General features: G+C 56.9%; 20 protein-coding genes. 7 read left to right on the forward strand and 13 right to left on the reverse strand.

Annotated elements, in window-relative coordinates:
* The first annotated feature begins 3 nt into the window (after positions 1–3).
* Entirely contained in the window at positions 4–726 is a 723-nt protein-coding gene (gene pnuC / locus K5Y33_RS01825) for a nicotinamide riboside transporter PnuC (RefSeq protein ID WP_110865748.1), read from the forward strand.
* On the opposite strand, the gene zitB is transcribed toward pnuC, so the two are convergent.
* The 4 genes from zitB to K5Y33_RS01845 all read right to left on the reverse strand — a co-directional run bounded on the left by zitB (position 720) and on the right by K5Y33_RS01845 (position 5,766).
* A complete protein-coding gene (gene zitB / locus K5Y33_RS01830) occupies positions 720–1,685 on the reverse strand; it encodes a CDF family zinc transporter ZitB (protein WP_222233145.1) in 966 nt (321 codons plus the stop codon). The two genes, pnuC and zitB, sit on opposite strands and share 7 nt — an antisense overlap.
* On the reverse strand, positions 1,654–4,683 hold the full coding sequence (locus K5Y33_RS01835) for an ATP-binding protein (protein ID WP_255610261.1): 3,030 nt from the start codon (positions 4,681–4,683) through the stop codon (positions 1,654–1,656). The genes zitB and K5Y33_RS01835 overlap by 32 nt, the downstream gene beginning before the upstream one ends.
* Positions 4,684–4,721: 38 nt before the next feature.
* Positions 4,722–5,306, reverse strand: coding sequence for a response regulator transcription factor (locus K5Y33_RS01840; protein ID WP_137385389.1), 585 nt, complete (start codon positions 5,304–5,306; stop codon positions 4,722–4,724).
* 103 nt (positions 5,307–5,409) lie between these two features.
* Positions 5,410–5,766, reverse strand: a complete 357-nt coding sequence (locus tag K5Y33_RS01845; protein WP_222233841.1) for a YbgS-like family protein — start codon at positions 5,764–5,766, stop codon at positions 5,410–5,412.
* Positions 5,767–6,065: 299 nt separating this feature from the next.
* On the opposite strand from K5Y33_RS01845, the gene aroG reads away from it, so the two are divergent.
* Positions 6,066–7,118, forward strand: a complete 1,053-nt coding sequence (aroG, locus tag K5Y33_RS01850) for a 3-deoxy-7-phosphoheptulonate synthase AroG (RefSeq protein WP_110865751.1) — start codon at positions 6,066–6,068, stop codon at positions 7,116–7,118.
* A 61-nt stretch (positions 7,119–7,179) separates the two neighbouring features.
* On the opposite strand, the gene gpmA is transcribed toward aroG, so the two are convergent.
* From gpmA to modE, 6 genes are all read right to left on the reverse strand, one after another.
* Positions 7,180–7,932 carry a 2,3-diphosphoglycerate-dependent phosphoglycerate mutase gene (gpmA, locus tag K5Y33_RS01855; RefSeq protein WP_008109047.1) on the reverse strand — a complete coding sequence of 251 codons (753 nt, stop codon included), beginning with the start codon at positions 7,930–7,932 and terminating at the stop codon, positions 7,180–7,182.
* A gap of 150 nt (positions 7,933–8,082) precedes the next feature.
* On the reverse strand, positions 8,083–9,117 hold the full coding sequence (galM, locus tag K5Y33_RS01860) for a galactose-1-epimerase (RefSeq protein ID WP_222233147.1): 1,035 nt from the start codon (positions 9,115–9,117) through the stop codon (positions 8,083–8,085).
* Positions 9,111–10,259: a galactokinase gene (gene galK, locus K5Y33_RS01865; RefSeq protein WP_222233148.1), complete on the reverse strand. Its 1,149-nt coding sequence runs from the start codon at positions 10,257–10,259 to the stop codon at positions 9,111–9,113. Before galK ends, galM begins: the two co-directional genes overlap by 7 nt.
* Positions 10,260–11,303, reverse strand: a complete 1,044-nt coding sequence (galT, locus tag K5Y33_RS01870) for a galactose-1-phosphate uridylyltransferase (RefSeq protein WP_222233149.1) — start codon at positions 11,301–11,303, stop codon at positions 10,260–10,262.
* 291 nt (positions 11,304–11,594) lie between these two features.
* Entirely contained in the window at positions 11,595–13,067 is a 1,473-nt protein-coding gene (modF, locus tag K5Y33_RS01875; RefSeq protein WP_222233150.1) for a molybdate ABC transporter ATP-binding protein ModF, read from the reverse strand.
* 76 nt (positions 13,068–13,143) lie between these two features.
* Positions 13,144–13,926 (reverse strand): molybdenum-dependent transcriptional regulator, encoded by a 783-nt coding sequence (modE, locus tag K5Y33_RS01880; RefSeq protein WP_222233151.1) that lies wholly within the window; start codon positions 13,924–13,926, stop codon positions 13,144–13,146.
* 118 nt (positions 13,927–14,044) lie between these two features.
* Between modE and K5Y33_RS01885 the strand changes: the two genes are divergently transcribed.
* From K5Y33_RS01885 to modC, 4 genes are all read left to right on the forward strand, one after another.
* The gene (locus K5Y33_RS01885; RefSeq protein ID WP_007890616.1) at positions 14,045–14,203 is read left to right on the forward strand and encodes an AcrZ family multidrug efflux pump-associated protein; all 159 of its coding nucleotides are present in this window, start codon (positions 14,045–14,047) and stop codon (positions 14,201–14,203) included.
* A 128-nt stretch (positions 14,204–14,331) separates the two neighbouring features.
* Positions 14,332–15,105 carry a molybdate ABC transporter substrate-binding protein gene (gene modA, locus K5Y33_RS01890; RefSeq protein ID WP_222233152.1) on the forward strand — a complete coding sequence of 258 codons (774 nt, stop codon included), beginning with the start codon at positions 14,332–14,334 and terminating at the stop codon, positions 15,103–15,105.
* Positions 15,102–15,794 carry a molybdate ABC transporter permease subunit gene (gene modB, locus K5Y33_RS01895; protein ID WP_192236612.1) on the forward strand — a complete coding sequence of 231 codons (693 nt, stop codon included), beginning with the start codon at positions 15,102–15,104 and terminating at the stop codon, positions 15,792–15,794. The genes modA and modB overlap by 4 nt, the downstream gene beginning before the upstream one ends.
* Complete coding sequence (gene modC, locus K5Y33_RS01900) at positions 15,794–16,852, forward strand: molybdenum ABC transporter ATP-binding protein ModC (protein WP_222233153.1); 1,059 nt, start codon at positions 15,794–15,796, stop codon at positions 16,850–16,852. Before modB ends, modC begins: the two co-directional genes overlap by 1 nt.
* 61 nt (positions 16,853–16,913) lie before the next feature.
* Here modC and K5Y33_RS01905 read toward each other — a convergent pair whose 3' ends face one another.
* Positions 16,914–17,732: a pyridoxal phosphatase gene (locus K5Y33_RS01905; RefSeq protein WP_222233154.1), complete on the reverse strand. Its 819-nt coding sequence runs from the start codon at positions 17,730–17,732 to the stop codon at positions 16,914–16,916.
* 148 nt (positions 17,733–17,880) lie between these two features.
* On the opposite strand from K5Y33_RS01905, the gene pgl reads away from it, so the two are divergent.
* Complete coding sequence (gene pgl / locus K5Y33_RS01910; RefSeq protein ID WP_222233155.1) at positions 17,881–18,876, forward strand: 6-phosphogluconolactonase; 996 nt, start codon at positions 17,881–17,883, stop codon at positions 18,874–18,876.
* 60 nt (positions 18,877–18,936) lie between these two features.
* On the opposite strand, the gene K5Y33_RS01915 is transcribed toward pgl, so the two are convergent.
* Both K5Y33_RS01915 and bioA read right to left on the reverse strand, forming a co-directional pair.
* Positions 18,937–19,413, reverse strand: coding sequence for a kinase inhibitor (locus K5Y33_RS01915; protein WP_101763187.1), 477 nt, complete (start codon positions 19,411–19,413; stop codon positions 18,937–18,939).
* Positions 19,414–19,443: 30 nt separating this feature from the next.
* The gene (bioA, locus tag K5Y33_RS01920) at positions 19,444–20,739 is read right to left on the reverse strand and encodes an adenosylmethionine--8-amino-7-oxononanoate transaminase (RefSeq protein ID WP_222233156.1); all 1,296 of its coding nucleotides are present in this window, start codon (positions 20,737–20,739) and stop codon (positions 19,444–19,446) included.
* Positions 20,740–20,756: the final 17 nt, after the last annotated feature.

The following is a 20,756-nucleotide window of genomic DNA, read 5'->3' on the forward strand; positions in this document are numbered from 1 at the left end:
TATATGGACTTCTTTAGCACGCAAAATATTCTGGTTCACATTCCGCTCGGCGTTGGCGGCTACGATCTCTCATGGATCGAAGCCGTTGGCACCCTTGCGGGCCTGCTGTGCATCTGGCTCGCCAGCCTTGAGAAAATCATCAACTACTTTTTCGGGCTGATAAACGTCACGCTGTTCGCGGTGATTTTCTTCCAGATTCAGCTCTACGCCAGCTTGTTGCTGCAACTGTTCTTCTTCGTCGCCAACGTTTACGGCTGGTACGCGTGGAGTCGGCAAACCTCTAACAACGAAACGGAGCTGAGAATTCGCTGGCTGCCGCTGCCGAAAGCATTGGGCTGGGGCGCGGCGTGCGTGGTGGCGATTGCGCTGATGACGGTGTACATCGATCCGGTCTTTGCTTTCCTGACCAAAACAGCGGTCGGCATTATGCAGAGTCTGGGGCTTAACGTGGCGATGCCGCAACTGCAGCCTGACGCGTTCCCGTTCTGGGATTCGTGCATGATGGTGCTGTCGATTGTGGCGATGATTTTGATGACGCGAAAATATGTTGAGAACTGGCTGCTTTGGGTGGTGATCAACGTTATCAGCGTGATGATCTTTGCGCGTCAGGGCGTATATGCCATGTCACTGGAGTACGCGATTCTGACGCTGATTGCGCTTAACGGTTCGCGCCTGTGGATGCAAAGCGCACGCGAACATGGCTCGCGCGCGCTGTCCCATCAGTGATGATGAGCTTGACCTTCCAGCGCAGCATGATCGTGGTGATCGTGCTGCGCGGCGCTATTATCTAAACACAACTCGCAGTCCGGCCCGCTGCACGGCTGATATTCCATCTGCACCGTGGCGTGGGCAATCTGATAGTGCTCATGCAAATAGTGGTGAATGCGCTTAAGCAGGCCGTCATGATCGTATGGCGGAATCACCTGCACATGCAGCGTCAGCACCGGTTTTTCACCCACTTGCCACAAATGAACGTGATGCACGTTACGTACTTCATCGATATTGCGCGTCAGCTCGCGTGACAGTTTATCCGCGTTGATATGGCCCGGCGCACCTTCCAGCAACTCATGCAGGCTCTCGCGCAGCAGCGACCAGGCGCTACGTACCACCAGCAATGACACCAGCAGCGACAAAATCGGGTCGATTGGCGTCCAGCCGGTCAGCATGATGATCACCGCCGCGACAATCGCACCGACCGAACCCAGCAAATCGCCCAGCACATGCAATGCCGCCGCACGTACGTTGAGATTCTTCTCTTCGCTGCCGCGATGCAGCAGCCAGAACGACAGCAGATTGGCCAGCAAACCAGCAATGGCGATGCCGAGCATCAATCCGCCGGCAATCGGCTGGGGTTCATAGAAGCGACGCAGCGCTTCCCAGACAATCAGCACCGTAATCACCAATAGCGCAATGGCGTTGACGAACGCCGCTAAGGTGGTGAGACGCAGCAAGCCGAAGGTATGGCGCGCGTTAGGCTTGCGCTGAGCAAACTGCACCGCGAGTAACGCCATCAGCAGCGCGGCGGCATCGGTCAACATATGTCCGGCATCGGCCAGCAGCGCCAGCGAGCCAGAAACCAGCCCGCCGATCACTTCGGCCACCATAAACAGCGCCGTTACGCCAAACGCCGCGGCCAGTCGTTTGCGGTTGCCGTTAGCGGTCCCGTGAGAATGCGTGTGTGCCATAATTATCCAGTTGTTTAAGTAACCTGTTTGTTAATGATATCAGTAAATTGAGATCATCAAGCGGCAACTGCTGCTGTTTAACCTGCTCAATCAACTGCTGACAGCGCTCGGCTACCTCATCAATGCCCAGCATCAACCAGCTGCCCTTCATGCGGTGTGCAGCCTGTTCCAGCGCCGTCCAATTTTGTGTATCGCGCGCGTTCAACAGCAAATCCCGATCCTGTTGCAGCGTGCGCTGCAAGGTTTGACAGATGCGCGGAATAAATGCCTGATTATCCTGCGCCAGAATCAGTAAGCTGTTTGGCAAGACATCCAATGGATCTTTTACTGCGCGCGCCAGCAGCGGTGCCAGATGATCGAGCTCAATGGGTTTGAGCAGCAGAGCTTCGTCATCCAGCAAGGCGATTTTCAGCAACTGAACATCGGCAGAGCAGAGCACGCGCAGCGAGGTGCTGCCGCGCTGGCGCTGACGACGGCGCAGAATACGCAGCAGCGTTAAACCATCCGGGCGCGGCATCATCTGGTCGATAAACAGAATATCGAAGGCGCGCTGAGCATCGGCGCGCAGCAGCGCTCGGCCCTCTTCAAATACCTGCGCCTCAACGCCAAACATCGCCAGCTGCTGCTGCATCACCAAAAGATTGGTCGGGTGATCGTCCACAATGGCCACGCGCAGCTGCGGGTAAACAGGCCAGCTGGCTGTGCGCTCGGTTAACGGCTCTTGGCTCACGACTAATGGCAGCTGCACGCTGACCGTGGTGCCGCTGCCCGATGCTGAAGTGAGCGTTAGCGTACCGCCCATTCGTTGCACAATCTCGCGACAGATAAACAAACCTAAGCCGCTGCCTTGCACCGCATGGCTTTTGCCGGACGGAGCCTGATACCACGGCTCAAACAGTTTTGCCTGCTCGTTAAGCGGGATGCCGCTGCCGGTGTCGGTGACCGTAAGCTGGATGTGCTCACTGACCGCCAGCGACAGGCGCACTTCGCCTTCGCGGGTAAACTTAAGGGCGTTGGCCACCAGATTATTCACTACCTGCTGCAGGCGATCGCCATCCAGCAACACGCTGGCAGGCAGCGGCGTCAGCGCTTCGGCAATCAGGTTCGGCCCGGCATCGCGCATTAAGGGATGATAAAACTGCTGCTGTTGCTGCAGCCAGAGCGTCAGATTGAGCGGGCGCGGTGCCAGACGGAAGCTCTGGCTCTCAATACGCGCGTGATCCTGCAAGTCGTTCAATAGCGCCATCAGCGACCGCGCGCTGCTGTGCATCAGCGCCAGCCGTTCACTCGGATGCTGCTGCTGTTCCAGCTCCAGCAAACCGAGTATCGCCTGCATCGGCGTGCGCAGTTCGTGGCTGGCAGTGGCAAGAAACTGGCTTTTGGCGGCATTGGCGCGTTCGGCCTGCTCACGCTGCAATCGGTCACGACGCTGCTGCCAGTAACGACGCGCCAGCAAGCCCAACAGCAACAGAATAATTACGCCTGCCGCAAGCAAAATCATCAGCGGAATATTGCGCATCGCCATCGTCGTGCCGGGCTGCGGCGGCTGTGACCAGCTGACGCGCATCTGGTTGAGCGTATCAGGCGGGATTTGCTGCAATGCATGGTCGAGCAGGGCGCGCAGCTCAGGCTGTTCAGCACTGACCTGCGGCGCCAGCGGCCAGGCGATATCGCTGGCAGCAAACGCCAGATGCACACGATTATCTTCGTGACTCGCCATACGCCAGCGGGCAGAGAGCACGTTATCTACCAGCGCATCGATCTGACCGTTATTCAGCGCTTGCCACAGCTGCGTCCGATCGTCGAACGGCTGCGGCGTAATACCTGACGGCAGCAAACGTATGGCGAGATCGTCGCGTAATACGCCCACGCGCTGGCCTTGTAACGATTGCCAGTTCATTGGCTGATGCGTGGCAAGCGTGTAAATGCCCCAAATGGCGCGCCATACCGGCAAAGTATTGCTGCCGGGATCGTCGCCATACAGCGGCTGCAACAGGTTGAGCATCACCTGCTGTTGTTGCAGTAGCGTGGCGGCCTGCTGCGGATTGTTGACCCAGCGCGGGGTAAAACGCAGGCCGGTACTTTGGCTCAGCGCGTTCAGCATGTCGATGCCGAAGCCGCGCGCGTTGCCGCTGCTGTCGCGATAACTCCAGGGCGCGTTATCCGCCTCAACCGCATACGGAATCTCAGTATGTTGCGCCAGCCACTGCTTTTCGCTGGCCGACAGCATCAGAGTTTGTGTGTCCTGATAACGCAGCAGCGGCGGGCTCCAGCGCTGCTGGACCCGACTGCTGAACTCGGCGGGCAGCAGGCGCAGCTGGCTGTTAAGCCAGTGGATCAGCGCGGCATTGCGCGTCATTGCGCGTAGCGTTAATTCGCCCGCGCCAGGATCGGCAGTGATTTGGTAAATTTGTCCTTGCTGCAGCTGGCCCAGCAAGAAACCGGCGCTGGCTTCATCGGCGACCAGATAATCGCTTTGCTGATTGAGCAGCGCATACAGCGCCTGCAGATCGCCCGGCAAGCTGTGCCAGCGATGCTGCTGCACAAATTCAGTGGGCAACTGCGCCAGCGTCGCTTCGGCAATGGTGAGCTGCGCGGTTTCGCTATTGAACATCACCGCGCGCTGATTATCCCGGTTGCGATAGATGCGAATCGGGCTGCTGTACCAGCTGTCGCTGAGCAGCACATCGGATGGGAGCTGGGCATGTTGATTACTTAACACCAAATCCACCTCGCCGCGCTGCAAGGCTGCCAGTTGCTGCGCGCGATCGGCATAGCTTTGCAGCGTGAAATGCGTACCGGTCAACTGGCTTAGGGCGCTGAGATAGTCGGCGTCGATGCCCCAGATGTGATCGCCAATACGCATCGCCCAGGGTGCGCTGTTTTGTGCCGGCACCGCGACGCGCAACGTTGCGCCAGGCCACGGCTCGGCGTGTGGGGCCGGCATCATCGCGGGTAGCATCACGCTGCTGGCGGGTTGCAGATCGGCTTTCGCCATCACACTCAGCAGCAGCGTACACAGCAGCAAACAGATCCTCACTGCTGCGCTTTCCACAGCTCAGCCAGCTCAACCACCGACTGTACGCCGGTTTTCTCCAGGATGTTCTTCTTGTGGGTGCTAACGGTTTTATTGCTGATATGCAGCTGTTCGCCAATCTGCAGATTCGAGAGGCCGCGCACCAGCAGCGCTACAATCTGCTGCTCTTTCTCGGTTAACGGCAGTTCGATACGTTCCGGCAGCGGCGGAAAAGCCTGCTGGCCGCCGAGCACCGCCAGAATCGCGCTCAGCAGTTGCGCCATGCTTTGGCTTTTCACCACGTAACCAGCAGCGCCAAGCGACACGGCGCTGAGCAGCGTGTGGCGGCTCTGCTGCGCGGAATAGATCAACACCGGGCAGTGCTGATTACGCACGCGCAACCGGCGCAGCAGTTCGAGTCCGTCGCAATCGGGTAAACCGATATCCAGCACAATTAAATCGATGGGATGTTGTTGAAGCAGTTGTCGCGCCTGCGCTTCGTCGCCAGCGGCGTGAATGTTCAACGTGATAGGAGCGTTAACGCAAGCCGCTTCCAGTGCGACGGCAACTAACGGGTGATCATCAATAAGCAGCAATGAAGCCATGAAACAGTTCCTGTGAATTTCATTGCTTCAGCATAGCGGAAAAGGGCGGGAGGCAAAATAAAAGGGAGAGCCGAAGCTCTCCCTTGATCAAACAGAAGGAAACTTATTGCGAAGTACCGTCTGTTTTATGTTTCACGTGGCCGCCACCCTCTTTAGTGTCGACTTTTTTATTCATGTCCGGGCATTTGCCGTCTTTGCACATGCTGTTTTTGTGCACCTGGTTGGCTGACATATTGCTTGAGTCAGTGCCTGACGTTGCTGCGCTGTTGGTATTGGTGCTACTGCTGTTAATTTTGCTGTTATCAACATTATTAGGTGGCAGATTTTGTTTTGCACCGCCAGCTGCTGCACCGGCTTCAGCTGAAGCGTTGGCCGCACCATTGTTGTTATCCGCAGCCATTACAGCACCGCTACCCATGGTCATCGCTGCTGTCAGAAAGATCATTGCAAACTTATTCATCATTATGCTCCAGTAATTAATGGATAGTTGCCGTCTAACACCCGCTGGTGTTGAGTGACGAAAATAGCGTGCCGCGATGGAATAAAATCCACCTTATACGCTTCACTTAAAAATTTAATTTTGCAAACACATCATTCCTTAGTGCTTACATTTAAAAAGCTTAGTGCATGGATATATAAATGCAAATTTGAGATGTACATTTTAAGCGCGGTGCGTAATTTACACCCACCGCGTGAAGGGCTAAAGTGGGCGGGTTGCGCCCGACGGACGTTGGGCCAGAAATTTGAATGGAATTGTGTATGGATTACCAGAACGATGATTTACGCATCAGAGAGATCAAAGAGTTACTGCCTCCTGTTGCTTTGCTTGAAAAATTCCCCGCCACCGATAAAGCGGCTGCAACCGTAGCGCAGTCACGTCAGGCGATTCACCGCATTCTTCATGGCGAAGACGATCGTCTGCTGGTGGTGATCGGTCCGTGCTCAATTCACGATACCCAAGCTGCGCAAGAGTATGCGACGCGCCTGCTGGCACTGCGTGATGAGCTGAAAGACGATCTCGAAGTGGTGATGCGCGTTTACTTTGAAAAACCGCGCACCACGGTGGGCTGGAAAGGGCTGATCAACGACCCGTTTATGGATGGCAGCTTCCAGATCAATGACGGCCTGCGCCTGGCGCGCAAGCTGCTGGTGGATATCAACGATATCGGGTTGCCAGCCGCCGGTGAGTTCCTCGATATGATCACGCCACAATATATGGCCGACCTGATGAGCTGGGGCGCGATTGGTGCACGTACCACCGAATCGCAGGTGCATCGCGAACTCTCTTCCGGCCTCTCTTGCCCGGTGGGCTTCAAAAACGGTACCGACGGCACCATCAAAGTGGCGATTGACGCCATCGGTGCGGCCAGCGCGCCACACTGCTTCCTGTCAGTCACCAAATATGGTCACTCGGCGATAGTCGAAACCAGCGGTAACGAAGACTGCCACATCATCCTGCGCGGCGGCAAAGAGCCGAACTACAGCGCCGAACACGTGGCGGCCGTGAAAACCGGTCTGGAGAAAGCAGGCTTGCGTCCGCAAGTGATGATCGACTTCAGCCATGCTAATAGCAGCAAGCAGTTCCAACGTCAGATGGTGGTTGCCGACGACGTGGCACAGCAAATTGCCGGTGGTGAGCAGGCGATTACTGGCGTGATGATCGAGAGTCATCTGGTGGAAGGTAATCAGAGCCTCGAAAGCGGCAAACCGCTGGTGTACGGCCAGAGCGTGACAGATGCCTGTATCGGCTGGGAAGACACTGAGAAGGCGTTGCGTCAGCTGGCTCAGGCGGTCAAACAGCGCCGCAGCTAAGCCAATGCGGCAATAAAAAAGGCCAGACTTGCGTCTGGCCTTTTTGCGTTTCAGCGTTCGCTTACTTCGCTTTACCCTGGTTTGCTACGGCTGCGGCTTTCGCAGCAATCTCATCAGCATCACCCAGATAGTAACGTTTGAGTGGCTTGAAGTTCTCATCGAACTCATACACCAACGGCACGCCAGTTGGGATGTTCAGTTCGAGGATCTCGTCTTCGCTCAGGTTGTCGAGGTATTTAACCAGGGCACGCAGTGAGTTGCCGTGTGCAGCAACGATCACTTTCTCACCGCTCTTAATGCGCGGCAGAATGCTTTCGTTCCAGTAAGGAATCACGCGTTCGATGGTCAGCGCCAGGCTTTCGGTGGTTGGCAACTGCGCGTCAGTCAGTGAAGCGTAACGCGGATCGTGGCCTGGGAAACGCTCATCAGCGCGATCCAGTTCTGGTGGCGTGATAGCAAAGCCACGACGCCACTGTTTCACTTGCTCGTCACCGTATTTAGCGGCGGTTTCTGCTTTATCCAGACCTTGCAGCGCACCGTAGTGACGCTCGTTCAGACGCCAGGTTTTTTCAACCGGCAGCCAAGCCTGATCCAACTCATCCAGCACATTCCACAGGGTGTGAATAGCGCGCTTCAGCACTGAGGTGTAAGCGAAATCAAACACGAAACCTTCTTTCTTCAGCAGCTGACCGGCTGCTTTGGCTTCAGTGCGACCTTTGTCAGACAGGTCAACGTCGTACCATCCGGTGAAGCGGTTTTCCTGGTTCCACTGGCTTTCGCCGTGTCGCACCAGTACCAGCTTAGTTACGGCCATAGCTTTACTCCTTAATGCTCGATTTACGATTAGTATTGAAACCGGCTGCGGCCACTGAGAAGCGGCTCACTAATAGCGCCATACCATAGCGGAAAACAACGCACGGCGTAAGCCTGTCGGCAGCGCAGTGCGCGTTTTTCATCCGGTGGCTCAGTGCGGCGTGAAGCGATAACGCGTCACGGACTGCCAGCTGTCGCCGGGTTGCAGCCAGCAATCGGGCTGCGGCCACTCTGCATGGTTAGGCGAATCCGGTAAAAATTCGCTCTCCAGAGCGATGCCCTGGAAAGCAGTATAGCTGTCCTGCTCACGGGCGCGTGTTCCCGCCAGATAGTTGCCGGTGTAGAACTGCAGCGCCGGAGCGGCAGTAAACACGCTCAGCTCCAGCTTGCCATCGGCAGACCATAAATGGGCGGCGGGCTGGCTGCTGTCGCCAGCGGTGTTAAGCAAAAAGGCGTGGTCATAGCCTTTCACCGCTTTTTGATCGTCATCGGCAAGGAACTCATCGGCGACGCGCTTCGGCTGGCGGAAATCAAAACTGTTTCCCGCCACCTCTTTCAGCGGCGCGTTAGGAATGCCTTCGCTGTCCACCGGCAGGTAACGATCGGCGTGCAGTTGTAAGCGATGCTGGCGCGCATCACCATGATGCGCATCAAGATTAAAGTAAGCATGGTTGGTGAGATTGACCGGGCAAGGCTTGTCGGTTTGCGCTTCATAGCGAATCGACAAGCAATTATCGTCATCAAGTTGATAGATGACATTGGCGTTCACATTGCCGGGATAACCCTGATCGCCATCGGGCGAATCGAGGCGATAGTGCACCTCGCTTTCGCTCTGACTGAGAATCTGCCAGCGACGTTTATCGAAACCTTGCGGCCCGCCGTGCAGCTGATGTGCGCCCTGATTAGCCGCCAGCTGTAGATTGAGTTGCTTAAGTTCGGCCGAGGCGATGCGGTTCGCGTAGCGGCCAATCGTCGCGCCAAGATAAGCATCCTGATGCAGATAATCGGACGGCGTGGCACAGCCGAGCAGCGCTTCACGCACGCTGTGATCCAACATTGGCACGCGCGCTGACAGCCAGGTCGCGCCCCAATCCATAAAAGTAGCCACCATGCCGTTGCGATTGCGCAGCACAGTGATGCGCCACGGTTGCCCGTCTGGCGCGTGTGAATTCACATCACTTACCATTGGCCTGCTCCTGCGGACGCTTTGCACACGTAGAAGGTCTCTTTGATGCCGGTTTGCGCTTCATACTTCTCGGCCACCGCCGTTTTCACCGCATCGACCAGATCGATTGGCATCAGCGCCACGATGCAGCCACCGAAACCGCCGCCGGTCATACGCACGCCGCCGCGCGGGCCGATTTCTGCTTTCACAATCTCAACCAGCTGATCGATTTGCGGCACGGTGATTTCGAAATCGTCACGCATTGAGGCGTGCGATTCGGCCATCAGTTCGCCCATGCGTTTCAGATCGCCCGCGCTTAACGCATCGGCTGCTTCCAGCGTGCGTGCATTTTCGCTAATCACGTGACGCACGCGTTTTGCCACCAACGCATCCAGCTCACCAGCAGAGGCTTCAAACTCTTCCAGCGTCACATCGCGCAGCGCCGGTTTATTGAAGAAGCGTGCGCCAGTTTCACACTGTTCACGACGCGTATTGTATTCGCTGCCCACCAGGCTACGACGGAAGTTGGAGTTGATGATCACCACCGCAACATCTTCCGGCATTGATACTGCGCGCGTGCCGAGCGTACGGCAATCCAGCAGCATGGCGTGATCCGGCTGACCGAGCGCGGAGATCAGCTGATCCATGATGCCGCAGTTGCAGCCGACAAACTGGTTTTCCGCTTCCTGACCGTTCACCGCAATCGCTGCGCCATCGAGGTTTAATGCATACAGCTGCTGGAATACGGTACCGACCGCCACTTCCAGCGACGCCGAAGAACTCAGGCCCGCGCCTTGTGGCACGTTGCCGCTGATCACCATATCGACGCCGCCAAAGCTGGCATCGCGTTTTTGCAGATGTTTCACCACGCCGCGCACGTAGTTGGCCCACATTGGCTCTTTTAGCGGCTCAATCGGCGCATCCAGCGAGAAGCTGTCCTGCTGATTGTCGTAATCGACGGCAATCACGCGCACCTGGCGATCGTCGCGTTTGGCGCAGGCAATCACGGTTTGATAATCGATGGCGCACGGCAGCACAAAGCCATCGTTGTAGTCGGTGTGTTCGCCAATCAGATTGACGCGGCCCGGTGCCTGAATGCTGTGTGTCGCCTGATAGCCGAAAGTGTCAGCGAAAACCTGTTGAGTAATGGATTTTAATGACATTTATTGCGCCTCGCGGAAATGGACATCGCTGACAGAACGCAGACGTTCAGCTGCCTGTTCCGCCGTTAAATCACGTTGGGTTTCGGCCAGCATTTCATAGCCAACCATAAATTTGCGTACCGTGGCTGAACGCAGCAGCGGCGGATAGAAGTGTGCGTGCAGCTGCCAGTGATCGTTGGCTTCGCCGTTGAACGGCGCGCCGTGCCAGCCCATCGAATAGGGGAAAGAGCACTGGAACAGGTTGTCGTAGCGGCTGGTGAGCTGCTTTAGCGCCAGCGCCAAATCGGTGCGCTGCGGCTCGGAGAGATCGGTGATGCGTTTCACATGGGCTTTCGGCAGCAGCAAGGTTTCAAACGGCCACGCCGCCCACCACGGCACCACGGCCAGCCAGTGTTCGGTTTCCACCACCGTACGGCTGCCATCGCTCAACTCGCGCGCAGCGTAATCGACCAGCAGCGGCGTGCCTTTCTCGGCAAAATAGTGACGCTGGTTGTCATCTTCTTTCTGCGCTTCGTTCGGCAGGAAGCTGTTGGCCCAAATCTGGCCATGCGGATGCGGGTTGGAGCAGCCCATCGCCGCGCCTTTGTTTTCAAACACCTGCACCCACGGATAATGCTGGCCGAGATCGGCAGTCTGTTCCTGCCAGGTCCGCACGATATCTTCCAGCCCGCTCAGCGGCAGTTCCGGCAGCGTTTTGCTGTGATCCGGCGAGAAGCAGATCACCCGGCTGGTGCCGCGCGCGCTTTCGCAGCGCATCAACAGATCGTCGCTTTGCGGTGCGTCTGGCGTGTTAGTCATCAGCGCGGCAAAGTCATTGGTGAACACGTAAGTGCTTTTATAGTTGGGGTTTTTGTCACCGGTAATGCGGGTGTTTCCAGCACAAAGGAAGCAGTCAGGATCGTGCGCTGGCAGTTGCTCCAGTGCCGGGGTTTCCTGCGCACCTTGCCACGGGCGCTTAGCGCGATGGGGTGAGACCAGCACCCATTGATCGATCAATGGGTTATAACGGCGATGCGGGTGATCGACCGGGTTAAATTTTTCCATGATGAGTCCTGGTAAACGGCAAACAGATAAAAATGATTTTGATCAAAGTAGCACAAAGACCAGCGTGAAAGCGTGATCCAGTCTGGATAAATGGTATCGTTTACATAAGGTGACGATTCTCATTTTGTGGGGTTGTTGCGTGTGTTTGTTGAATTACCAGGCGATGAAATGGTAACGCTTACATTGCCTTCATACTTCGAACTGCTGCTGCTTGCCGCAGCTCGAATTATTTTGGCAATGGCGCTATGCACGTTAGATGTTTGTAGGATTGCCACTTATGGCAACCGCTATTTAACGCAGCGACTCTTGCAGGAAACCGTAACCCTGTTCCTGCGAGACAAAACTCAGGCGATGGGTGATGCACTGCGGCGCATCTTCGGCGTGGTGGGAGACAAACAGCAGTTGCGTACGGCCTTCGCCAATCAGCACATCAACAAAGCGGCGCACTAGCTGGCGGTTAATCGGATCCAGCCCCTGCAACGGTTCATCGAGGATCAGCAGCGTGGGATGTTTCACCAGCGCGCGCGCAATCAGCACCAGCCGCTGCTGGCCCCACGACAAACTGTGGAACGGCGCATCCGCCAGCTGATTATCCATACCGAGCAGCGCCAGCCACTGACGCGCCAGCGCTTTTTGCCGATCGGACACCGCCTGATACAGACCAATCGAATCGAAGAAGCCGGAGAGCACCACGGTGCGCACATTACAGCTGACGCGATAATCGAGGTGCAGGCTGCTGCTGACGTAACCGATGTGCTGCTTGATGTCCCAGATGGTTTCACCGCTGCCGCGTCGGATGCCAAACAGCGTCAAATCGTTGCTGTAACCCTGCGGATGATCGCCGGTTACCAAACTGAGCAGGGTGGATTTACCCGCGCCGTTCGGCCCCACAATCTGCCAGTGTTCACCGGGATTAACCTGCCAGTTCAGGCCATCAATCACCGCTTTGTCGTTGTACGACACCACGCCGTTGCGCAGTATCACGCGCGGCGCATCTTCGGCCAGCTGCGGCAGTTGATCGGGTTGATCCGCCTCCGGCAGCGCCATGCCAGCAAGCTTCTCGCTATGCGCCAGCTGCGCCACCAGCGCTTCGGCCAGAATCGCGCGCCGTTCGCCCACGTGGGTTAACGTGCATTCGGCTAACACGCCGATCTTCCCGACAAAATCGGGAATATCATCAAAGCGATTGAGCACCAGCACCACGCTAAAACCGCTTCGATGCAGATCGTTGAGGGTTTGCGCCAGGCTGGCGCGCGACGCCACATCCAGCCCATCGAAAGGTTCATCGAGGATCAGCAGATCCGGCTGCGCCATTAGCGCCTGACACAACAGCGTTTTGCGCGTCTCGCCGGTGGAGAGATATTTGAACCGGCGATCGAGCAGATAAGTGATGCCAAACTGCTGCGCCAGCGCCTGACAGCGCGCCTCATCTTGCACTTCATCCTGAATGATCTGTGCGGCGGTGCGACCGGTATCGTCTTCGCCTTCACTCAGTAGATCGGTGTTATTACGTTCCCACTCATCGCTGACCAGTTTCTGTAGCTGCTCCAGCGACAGGCGCGTACGACGCTGAAAATCCTGCTGCACGCTGCCTTTACCGGGCTGCAACTCGCCGGAAAGGGCGCGCGCCAGCGATGACTTGCCGCTGCCGTTGGCGCCGACAAACGCCCAGCTTTCGCCGCTGTTGAGGGTTAAATCGTTAAGGGACAGTGCTCGGGTGTCGCTAAGGTGAAACGTACCTTGCGAAATTTGCAATGAAGCCATGATCTATTCCGTTTTATGCATCGTGTCGTCCAGTTTTAGCCAGCGACGCAGGCGAAGTCAAATCATGGCGTGGATTTCAGAGCAGTGTGGCGATGATGGCGTGTTCGGCATTAAAACTGGCGGTGACGCTGGCACCAACCTGCAGATTCTGCTGTTTCACCGCCTCATTGGTGACGGTCGCGCACAGCGTTTCGCCACTCGGCAACGCCATCAATACTTCGCTAAGCTGATCGCCGGGCTCAATTGCGCTGATCTGCGCAGCCAGTTGATTGTCGCTGCTGGCGGCGGCGTGACTGACGTGAATCCACGGTGCTTTAATCAGCACCAGCACCTCTTTGCCGCTGTCGAGCTGCAAGCGTTCGGCACTGCGTGCGGTGATCGCCACCTGCAGGCGCGTTAAGCCATCGGCGAGCAGCACCTCAATGTGCTGCTGCACCTGCTGAAGATCGCTGGCCAGCACCGTACCAAACAGCTGATTGCGCGCGCTGGTTTGCAGCGAGAAACGCGCAATCGCCGCCAGCAAACTGTCGAGCGGCAAGCTGTCGTTTTGTAGCACATCGAAGGCCTTTTGTTGGATCTGCTCCATCAACTGGAACAGCTGAATCAGCCGCTCGCCATAACGCGTCAGCTGCGCGCCGCCGCCGCCTTTGCCGCCGGTGGCGCGATCCACCAGCGTTTGGTCGGCCAGCTGATTCATCTCATTGATCGCATCCCAGGCACTTTTATAACTGATGCCCGCCAGTTTCGCGCCCTGGCTGATGGAGCCGGTTTGCTGCACGCGTTTCAGTAATTCGATGCGACGCGGATCGGCAAACAGCTTTTGCTGAAGACGAATATGGAGAGAAAGTTCTGCCTGCATGTCAGCTCCTTAGGTTAATCCGCTCAGTTTACTGCTTAAAAGTAAAAGCACGAAAAGGGCAGTGCGTTTTTTTCGCTAACCGTTACAATCACTTTTTTATTTTCTGCGTGAGGTTTCCATGCTGGAACTGTTAAAAAGCCTGGCTGTGGCTATCATCATGGTGCCGATTGTGATGGCGATTATGCTCGGTTTGATTTACGGCCTGGGTGAAGTTTTCAACGTCATCTCAAAATTTGGCCGCCGCGACGATCGTCCTGCCAACAGCTCACAACACTAATTTCTCAACGCCCGCTTCCTGCGGGCGTTTTGTTTCTGAACTTCCGTAAAATCCTGCCGATATAAAGCTCATGACGCATTTGCGCGTACGTTGTATTATCAAATATATAACGTAACAAGGAGCAACAAATGCGAACCATCAAGTACCGTTGGGCTGCTGCAACCGTTTTAAGCGTTTCATTGGCCGGTCATGCCGCGGCCGCAGAGAAAATCACCGTGTTTGCAGCAGCATCGCTGACTAATGCGCTGCAGGACATTGCGACGCAGTACCAGAAGAAAAGCGGTGTAGAAGTGGTATCCTCTTTTGCCTCTTCTTCGGTGCTGGCGCGCCAGATTGATCAGGGCGCACCGGCTGATCTGTTCATCTCTGCCGATCAGCAGTGGATGGACGATGTGGTGGCAAAAAACAGCGTGGTGAGCAGCACGCGCTATACGCTGCTCGGCAATGATTTAGTGCTGATTGCACCGAAAAGCGACGCGGCTAAAGCGGTCACCCTTGATAGCAAAACCGACTGGAGAAGTCTGCTGAAAGGCGAGCGTCTGGCGGTGGGCGATCCGGATCACGTGCCGGCCGGCATTTATGCCAAAGAAGCATTACAAAAACTCGGCGCGTGGGACGCTTTATCCCCGCAGCTGGCGCCAGCCAACAATGTGCGCGCCGCGCTGGCATTGGTTGAGCGTAACGAAACGCCGTACGGCATCGTGTATGGTTCGGACGCGGTAGCCAGCCAGAAAGTGCAGGTCGTGGGACGATTCCCGGAAAATAGCCACAAGCCAGTGGAATATCCGATGGCGATTGTCAAAGAACATCAGAACGCAACGGTGGAAGCCTTCTACAACTATTTGCAGGGGCCGGATGCCGCTGCCGTGTTTAAACAGTATGGATTCACGCCGAAGAAATGATATTGAGCGATCCCGAATGGCAGGCCGTTTTTCTCAGCCTGAAAGTGTCCTGTGTAGCTGTGATATGCAGCTTGCCGTTTGGCATCCTGATGGCCTGGATTCTGGCGCGCTGCCGCTTTCCGGGCAAAACCCTGTTGGACAGCATCGTCCACCTGCCGCTGGTGCTGCCGCCGGTGGTGGTCGGCTATCTGCTGCTGATCGCCTTAGGCCGGCGCGGTTTTATCGGCGAATGGCTGTATGACTGGTTCGGTTTCACCTTTGCCTTTAGCTGGCGCGGCGCGGTGATCGCTTCGGCGGTGATGGCGTTTCCGCTGATGGTGCGTGCAATTCGTCTTGCGCTGGAAGCGGTGGATACCAAACTGGAGCTGGCCGCACGCACGCTGGGTGCCGGGCGCTGGCGCGTATTTTTCACCATTACGCTTCCGCTCACCTTGCCGGGCATTATTGTCGGCACGGTGCTGGCCTTTGCCCGTTCGCTGGGCGAATTTGGCGCCACCATCACGTTTGTCTCCAACATTCCCGGCGAGACGCGCACCATTCCGTCGGCGATGTTTACCCTGATTGAAACGCCGGGCGCGGAAGGCACCGCAGCGCGCCTCTGTGCGGTGGCGATAGCGTTAGCGCTGATGTCGTTAGTGGCATCGGAAATGCTGGCGCGCTGGGGCCGTAAACGGCTGGGAGCGGCATAATGCTCAATCTGCAACTTTCTCAGCAGTTGGGCGATCACCTGCTCGACGTTAACGTCAATATTCCCGCCAGCGGCATTACCGCCATTTTCGGCGTGTCGGGTGCGGGCAAAACCTCGTTGATTAACGCGATTGGCGGATTAACCCAGCCGCAGAGCGGACGTATTGAGTTAAACGATCGCCTGCTGTTCGATTCGGCCACGCGCGTGAATTTGCCGCCGGAAAAGCGCCGTATCGGCTATGTGTTTCAGGACGCGCGGCTGTTTCCACATTATCGCGTGCGCGGCAATCTGCAATACGGCATGGCGGCCTCAATGAAGCCGCAGTTCAACGCGCTGGTGGCGCTGCTGGGTTTAGAATCGCTGCTGACGCGTTTTCCTGCGTCGCTTTCGGGCGGTGAAAAACAGCGCGTGGCGATAGGCCGCGCGTTGCTGACGGCGCCCGATATTCTGCTGATGGATGAGCCGCTGGCGTCGCTTGATCTGCCGCGCAAACGTGAGCTGATGCCCTATCTGCAAAAGCTGGCGAAGCAGGTCGATATTCCCATTCTTTACGTATCGCACAGCCTCGATGAAATCCTGCAGCTGGCGGATAACGTGCTGGTGCTGGATGCCGGCCAGGTGAAAGCCTTTGGTCCGCTGGAAAAAGTGTGGAGCAGTTCGGCGATGCGTCCGTGGCTGCCGATCGCCGAGCGCACCAGCGTGCTGCGCGTGCAGGTGCTGGAGCAGCATCCTGATTACCCGATGACCGCGCTGTCGCTTGGCGATCAGCATATTTGGGTGAGCCGGGTGAATCAGCCGCTGAAAACGCCGCTGCGTATTCGCATCGCCTCAGCCGATGTGTCGCTGGCATTGCAGCCGCCGCACAACACCTCGATCCGCAATATTCTGCCGGCGCAGGTGGTTGAACTGCTGGAGATTGACGATCAGGTGGAAGTGAAGCTGCGCATTGGGATAAGCGAACTGTGGGCGCGCATTTCGCCGTGGGCGCGCGATGAGCTGGGCATCCGGCCCGATCTGTGGCTGTATGCGCAGATTAAGAGCGTGTCGATAGCGGCGTAAATTGATTCATTGCGCGGTGTGAGAAAAATCCGCGCCATGAATTGCGCACTACTTCCTACGGTTACAGAACCTCTTGATAAATCACTTCGGCGATGCCCGGCTCCAGATTGGTGCCAATCACCTTTTTGGCGCGCGCTTTGATGGCGTCATCGGCATTGCCCATCGCCACGCCCAATCCCACCTGTTCCAGCATGCTGAGATCGTTGTAGTTGTCGCCAAACGCCAGCACGTCTTGCATGCTAAAGCCCTGACTCTCAACCCACTGCGCGAGACGCTTGCCTTTGCTGTTGCCGCCTTTGGCGATATCCACCTGATCGTGCCACGACCATTCACACGCCAGACCGAGTTCGGCTTCGGTGCGTTCGGCAAATTGTTGCAGCGCGCGCGTGTCGGGATGCGACAGGGCGAATTTCCAGATCGAATCAGCCTCAATCGCCGCCTGCGCCAGGCTTGGCACCTGCAGGAACAGCGGACGCTGCGCTTCCGGCAGCGATTGCGCCCAGTTAAGCGTACGCATCACATGTCCGGTTGGCGTTTGGTACAGCATCGCATCATCGACATACAGCAGACCGTGGATGTTCTCTTCATCCAGCATCTCAATCACCCGAGCAGCTTTGCTTTTATCCAGCGGATCGGCGGCCAGCACCTGTTTCGCGGGATAATCATACAAATAGGTGCCATTACAGCAAATTGCGGGTGTATCCAGTTTAAGTGCCTGATAAAAAGGGTGGATAGCGCAGTGGTGGCGACCGGTAACGATCAACACTTTCACGCCCGCCTGTTGCGCGCGGGCCAGCGCTTCAATGGATTCAGGCAAGATGGTTTTGTTCGGGGTCAGCAGGGTGCCGTCGAGGTCAAGGGCGATTACGCGGTAGCTCATTACACTTTCCGTCCGGGAGTTGGCAAAGCATTGAGTCTACACCCGGCAGCGGCCCTGAGACAAAAAACAGGGCACAAATGAATCCAGCGCGACAAAATGAAACGCGCTACAGTTATCCCTTTCATCAGGCAGCGAATAAGGAAAACGCATGAAACAAGTCGTGTATACCGCCAGTCCCGAGAGCCAGCAGATTCATGCCTGGCAGTTGCAGGAAGATGGCGCACTGACGTTATTGCAGGTAACAGATGTTGCCGGCCAGGTGCAGCCGATGGTGGTGAGCCCGAAGAAAGATTTTCTCTATGTCGGTGTGCGTCCGAATTTTCGCGTGCTGGCGTTTCGCATTGCGGCCGACGGCACGTTGAGCCTCGCCGGTGAAGCACCGCTGCCGGGCAGCCCGACCCACATCTCCACCGATCGTCAGGGCAATTATCTGTTCTGCGGCTCGTATAACGATGCCTGCGTCAGCATCAGCCCGATTGGCAGCGATGGTTTGCCGCAAGCGCCTGGTCAGGTGATCAGCGGGTTAGACGGTTGCCACTCCGCCAATATCGATCTGAATAACCAAACGCTGTTTGTACCGGCACTGAAGCAGGACCGCATCTGCCTGTATCAGTTGAACGTAGACGGCACTCTGGCTCCGCGCGAACAAGCGCAGGTCACCACCGTTGAAGGTGCCGGTCCGCGTCACATGGCCTTCCATCCGAACGGCGCATATGGCTACGTAGTGAACGAGCTGGATAGCACCGTGGATGTCTGGGCGCTGAACAATGTGCACGGCCAGGTTGAGCGCGTGCAGAGCCTTGATATGATGCCGAAAGATTTCAGCGATACGCGCTGGGCGGCGGACATCCACATCACGCCGGATGGCCGTTTCCTCTATGCCTGCGACCGTACCAGCAGCACCATTACGGTATTCAGCATCAGTGAAGATGGCTCGGTGCTGGCGATTGAAGGCTACCAGCCAACTGAAACCCAGCCGCGCGGCTTCAATATTGATCACAGCGGTCAATATCTGGTAGCGGCGGGACAGAAATCGCACCACATCGAAGTGTATAAGATTCAGGAACGCGGCCTGCTTAATCCGCTGGCGCGTTACGCGGTAGGACAAGGCCCAATGTGGGTGGTTATCCACCCGTTGGGATAAATAAAATGCCTGCCTGATCAAACAGGCAGGCATATTTCCTAACAGCGCGATTCTGAGCTGTTACGCGTACTTCACCGTAATCGACGCACTGGCCAGCGCATGGAAATGCACATTAAAGCCAACCATCGCGCCGCTCGCGCCTTCATCCACGTCAATTTTATCCGTATCCAGCGCATGCACCGTAAAGATGTAGCGATGGGATTCGCCCTGCGGTGGCGCTGCGCCGCCGTAGCCGGTTTGGCCAAAATCGGTACGCGTCTGAATGGCGCTCTCCGGCAAGTCCGCCACGCCGGAACCGGCACCCTGCGGCAACACGGTAACGTCAGCCGGAATGTTCGCTACCACCCAATGCCACCAGCCGGAACCGGTAGGCGCGTCAGGATCGTAGCAGGTGACAACAAAGCTTTTGGTGCCTGCCGGTACATCATCCCACGCCAGATGCGGTGACAGATTGTCGCCCTGGTAACCCATGCCATTGAAAACGTGTCGCTCTGGCATCTTATCGCCGTCGTTAAAATCCTGGCTAACTACGCGCATGATCGCTCCTTTTATGGTTGTGCAGAACCCTCAATCATGGTGGAAATGCGCCGCAACATCCAGTGCCGCACCGACCGCTTGCGTTAGTTTCGTCAGTTCGGCGGCAGAAATCAGATAAGGTGGCATCAGGTAGATAAAGCGCCCAAACGGACGAATCCACACGCCGCGCTCAACGAAGAAGTGCTGCAGCGCTACCATGTTTACGGCCTGATGGGTTTCGATCACGCCAATCGCACCCAGCACGCGCGCATCGGCCACCGCATGATGACGGCGCAGCGGCAGCAGCTCGGTGCGCAGCTGCTGTTGGATGTGCGCCACCTGCGTTATCCAGCCGCCTTCATTGATCATCTTCAGACTTTCCACCGCCACCGCGCAGGCCAGCGGATTGCCCATAAAAGTAGGGCCGTGCATAAAGCAGCCCGCTGCGCTGCGGCTGATGGTGTCGGCGACTTCACGCGTGGTCAGCGTGGCGGAGAGCGTCATGGTGCCGCCGGTCAGCGCTTTGCCCAGGCAGAGAATGTCCGGCGTGATACCCGCATGGTCGCAGGCAAACAGCTTGCCGCTGCGGCCAAATCCGGTGGCGATCTCATCGGCAATCAGCAGCAAATCGTAGCGATCGCACAGCTCGCGCACCTGCTGCAGATAGCGCGGATGGTAGAAACGCATCCCGCCAGCGCCTTGCACAATCGGCTCCAGAATCACCGCCGCAATCTCCCGATGGTGGATTTCCACCAGCTGCGCAAAATCGGCGAAATCGGCCTCGTTCCACGCGTCATCGAAAGCGCACTGCGGCGCGTTGGCGAACAGATGTTCCGGCAGATAGCCGCGCCACAGGCTGTGCATCGAATTTTCCGGATCGCACACCGACATCGCGGCAAAGGTATCACCGTGATAGCCGCGCTTCAGCGTGAGGAATTTCTGTCGCGTTTGGTTGCGTCCCAGCCAGTATTGCAGCGCCATTTTCATCGACACTTCGACGGCGATCGAACCCGAATCGGCGAGGAACACGCACTCCAGCGCATCAGGCGTCATGGCAACCAGCTGGCGGCTCAGTTCCACCGCCGCCGGATGGGTGATGCCGCCAAACATCACATGCGACATCTGCGTTATTTGCTGCTGCAGCGCCTGATTGAGACGCGGATGGTTGTAGCCGTGTATCGCCGCCCACCACGACGACATGCCGTCCACCAGTTCACGTCCATCGGCCAACTGCAGCTGGCAGCCGTGCGCCGCCACAACCGGATAACAGGGCAGGGGATCGCGCATCGACGTGTAGGGATGCCAGATATGCTGACGGTCAAAGTTGAGGTCATCCTGAGTGAACATGTGAGTTGTAAACCATT

Source organism: Pantoea sp. DY-17 (genome assembly GCF_019795975.1).
Classification (GTDB): Bacteria; Pseudomonadota; Gammaproteobacteria; order Enterobacterales; family Enterobacteriaceae; genus Pantoea; species Pantoea leporis.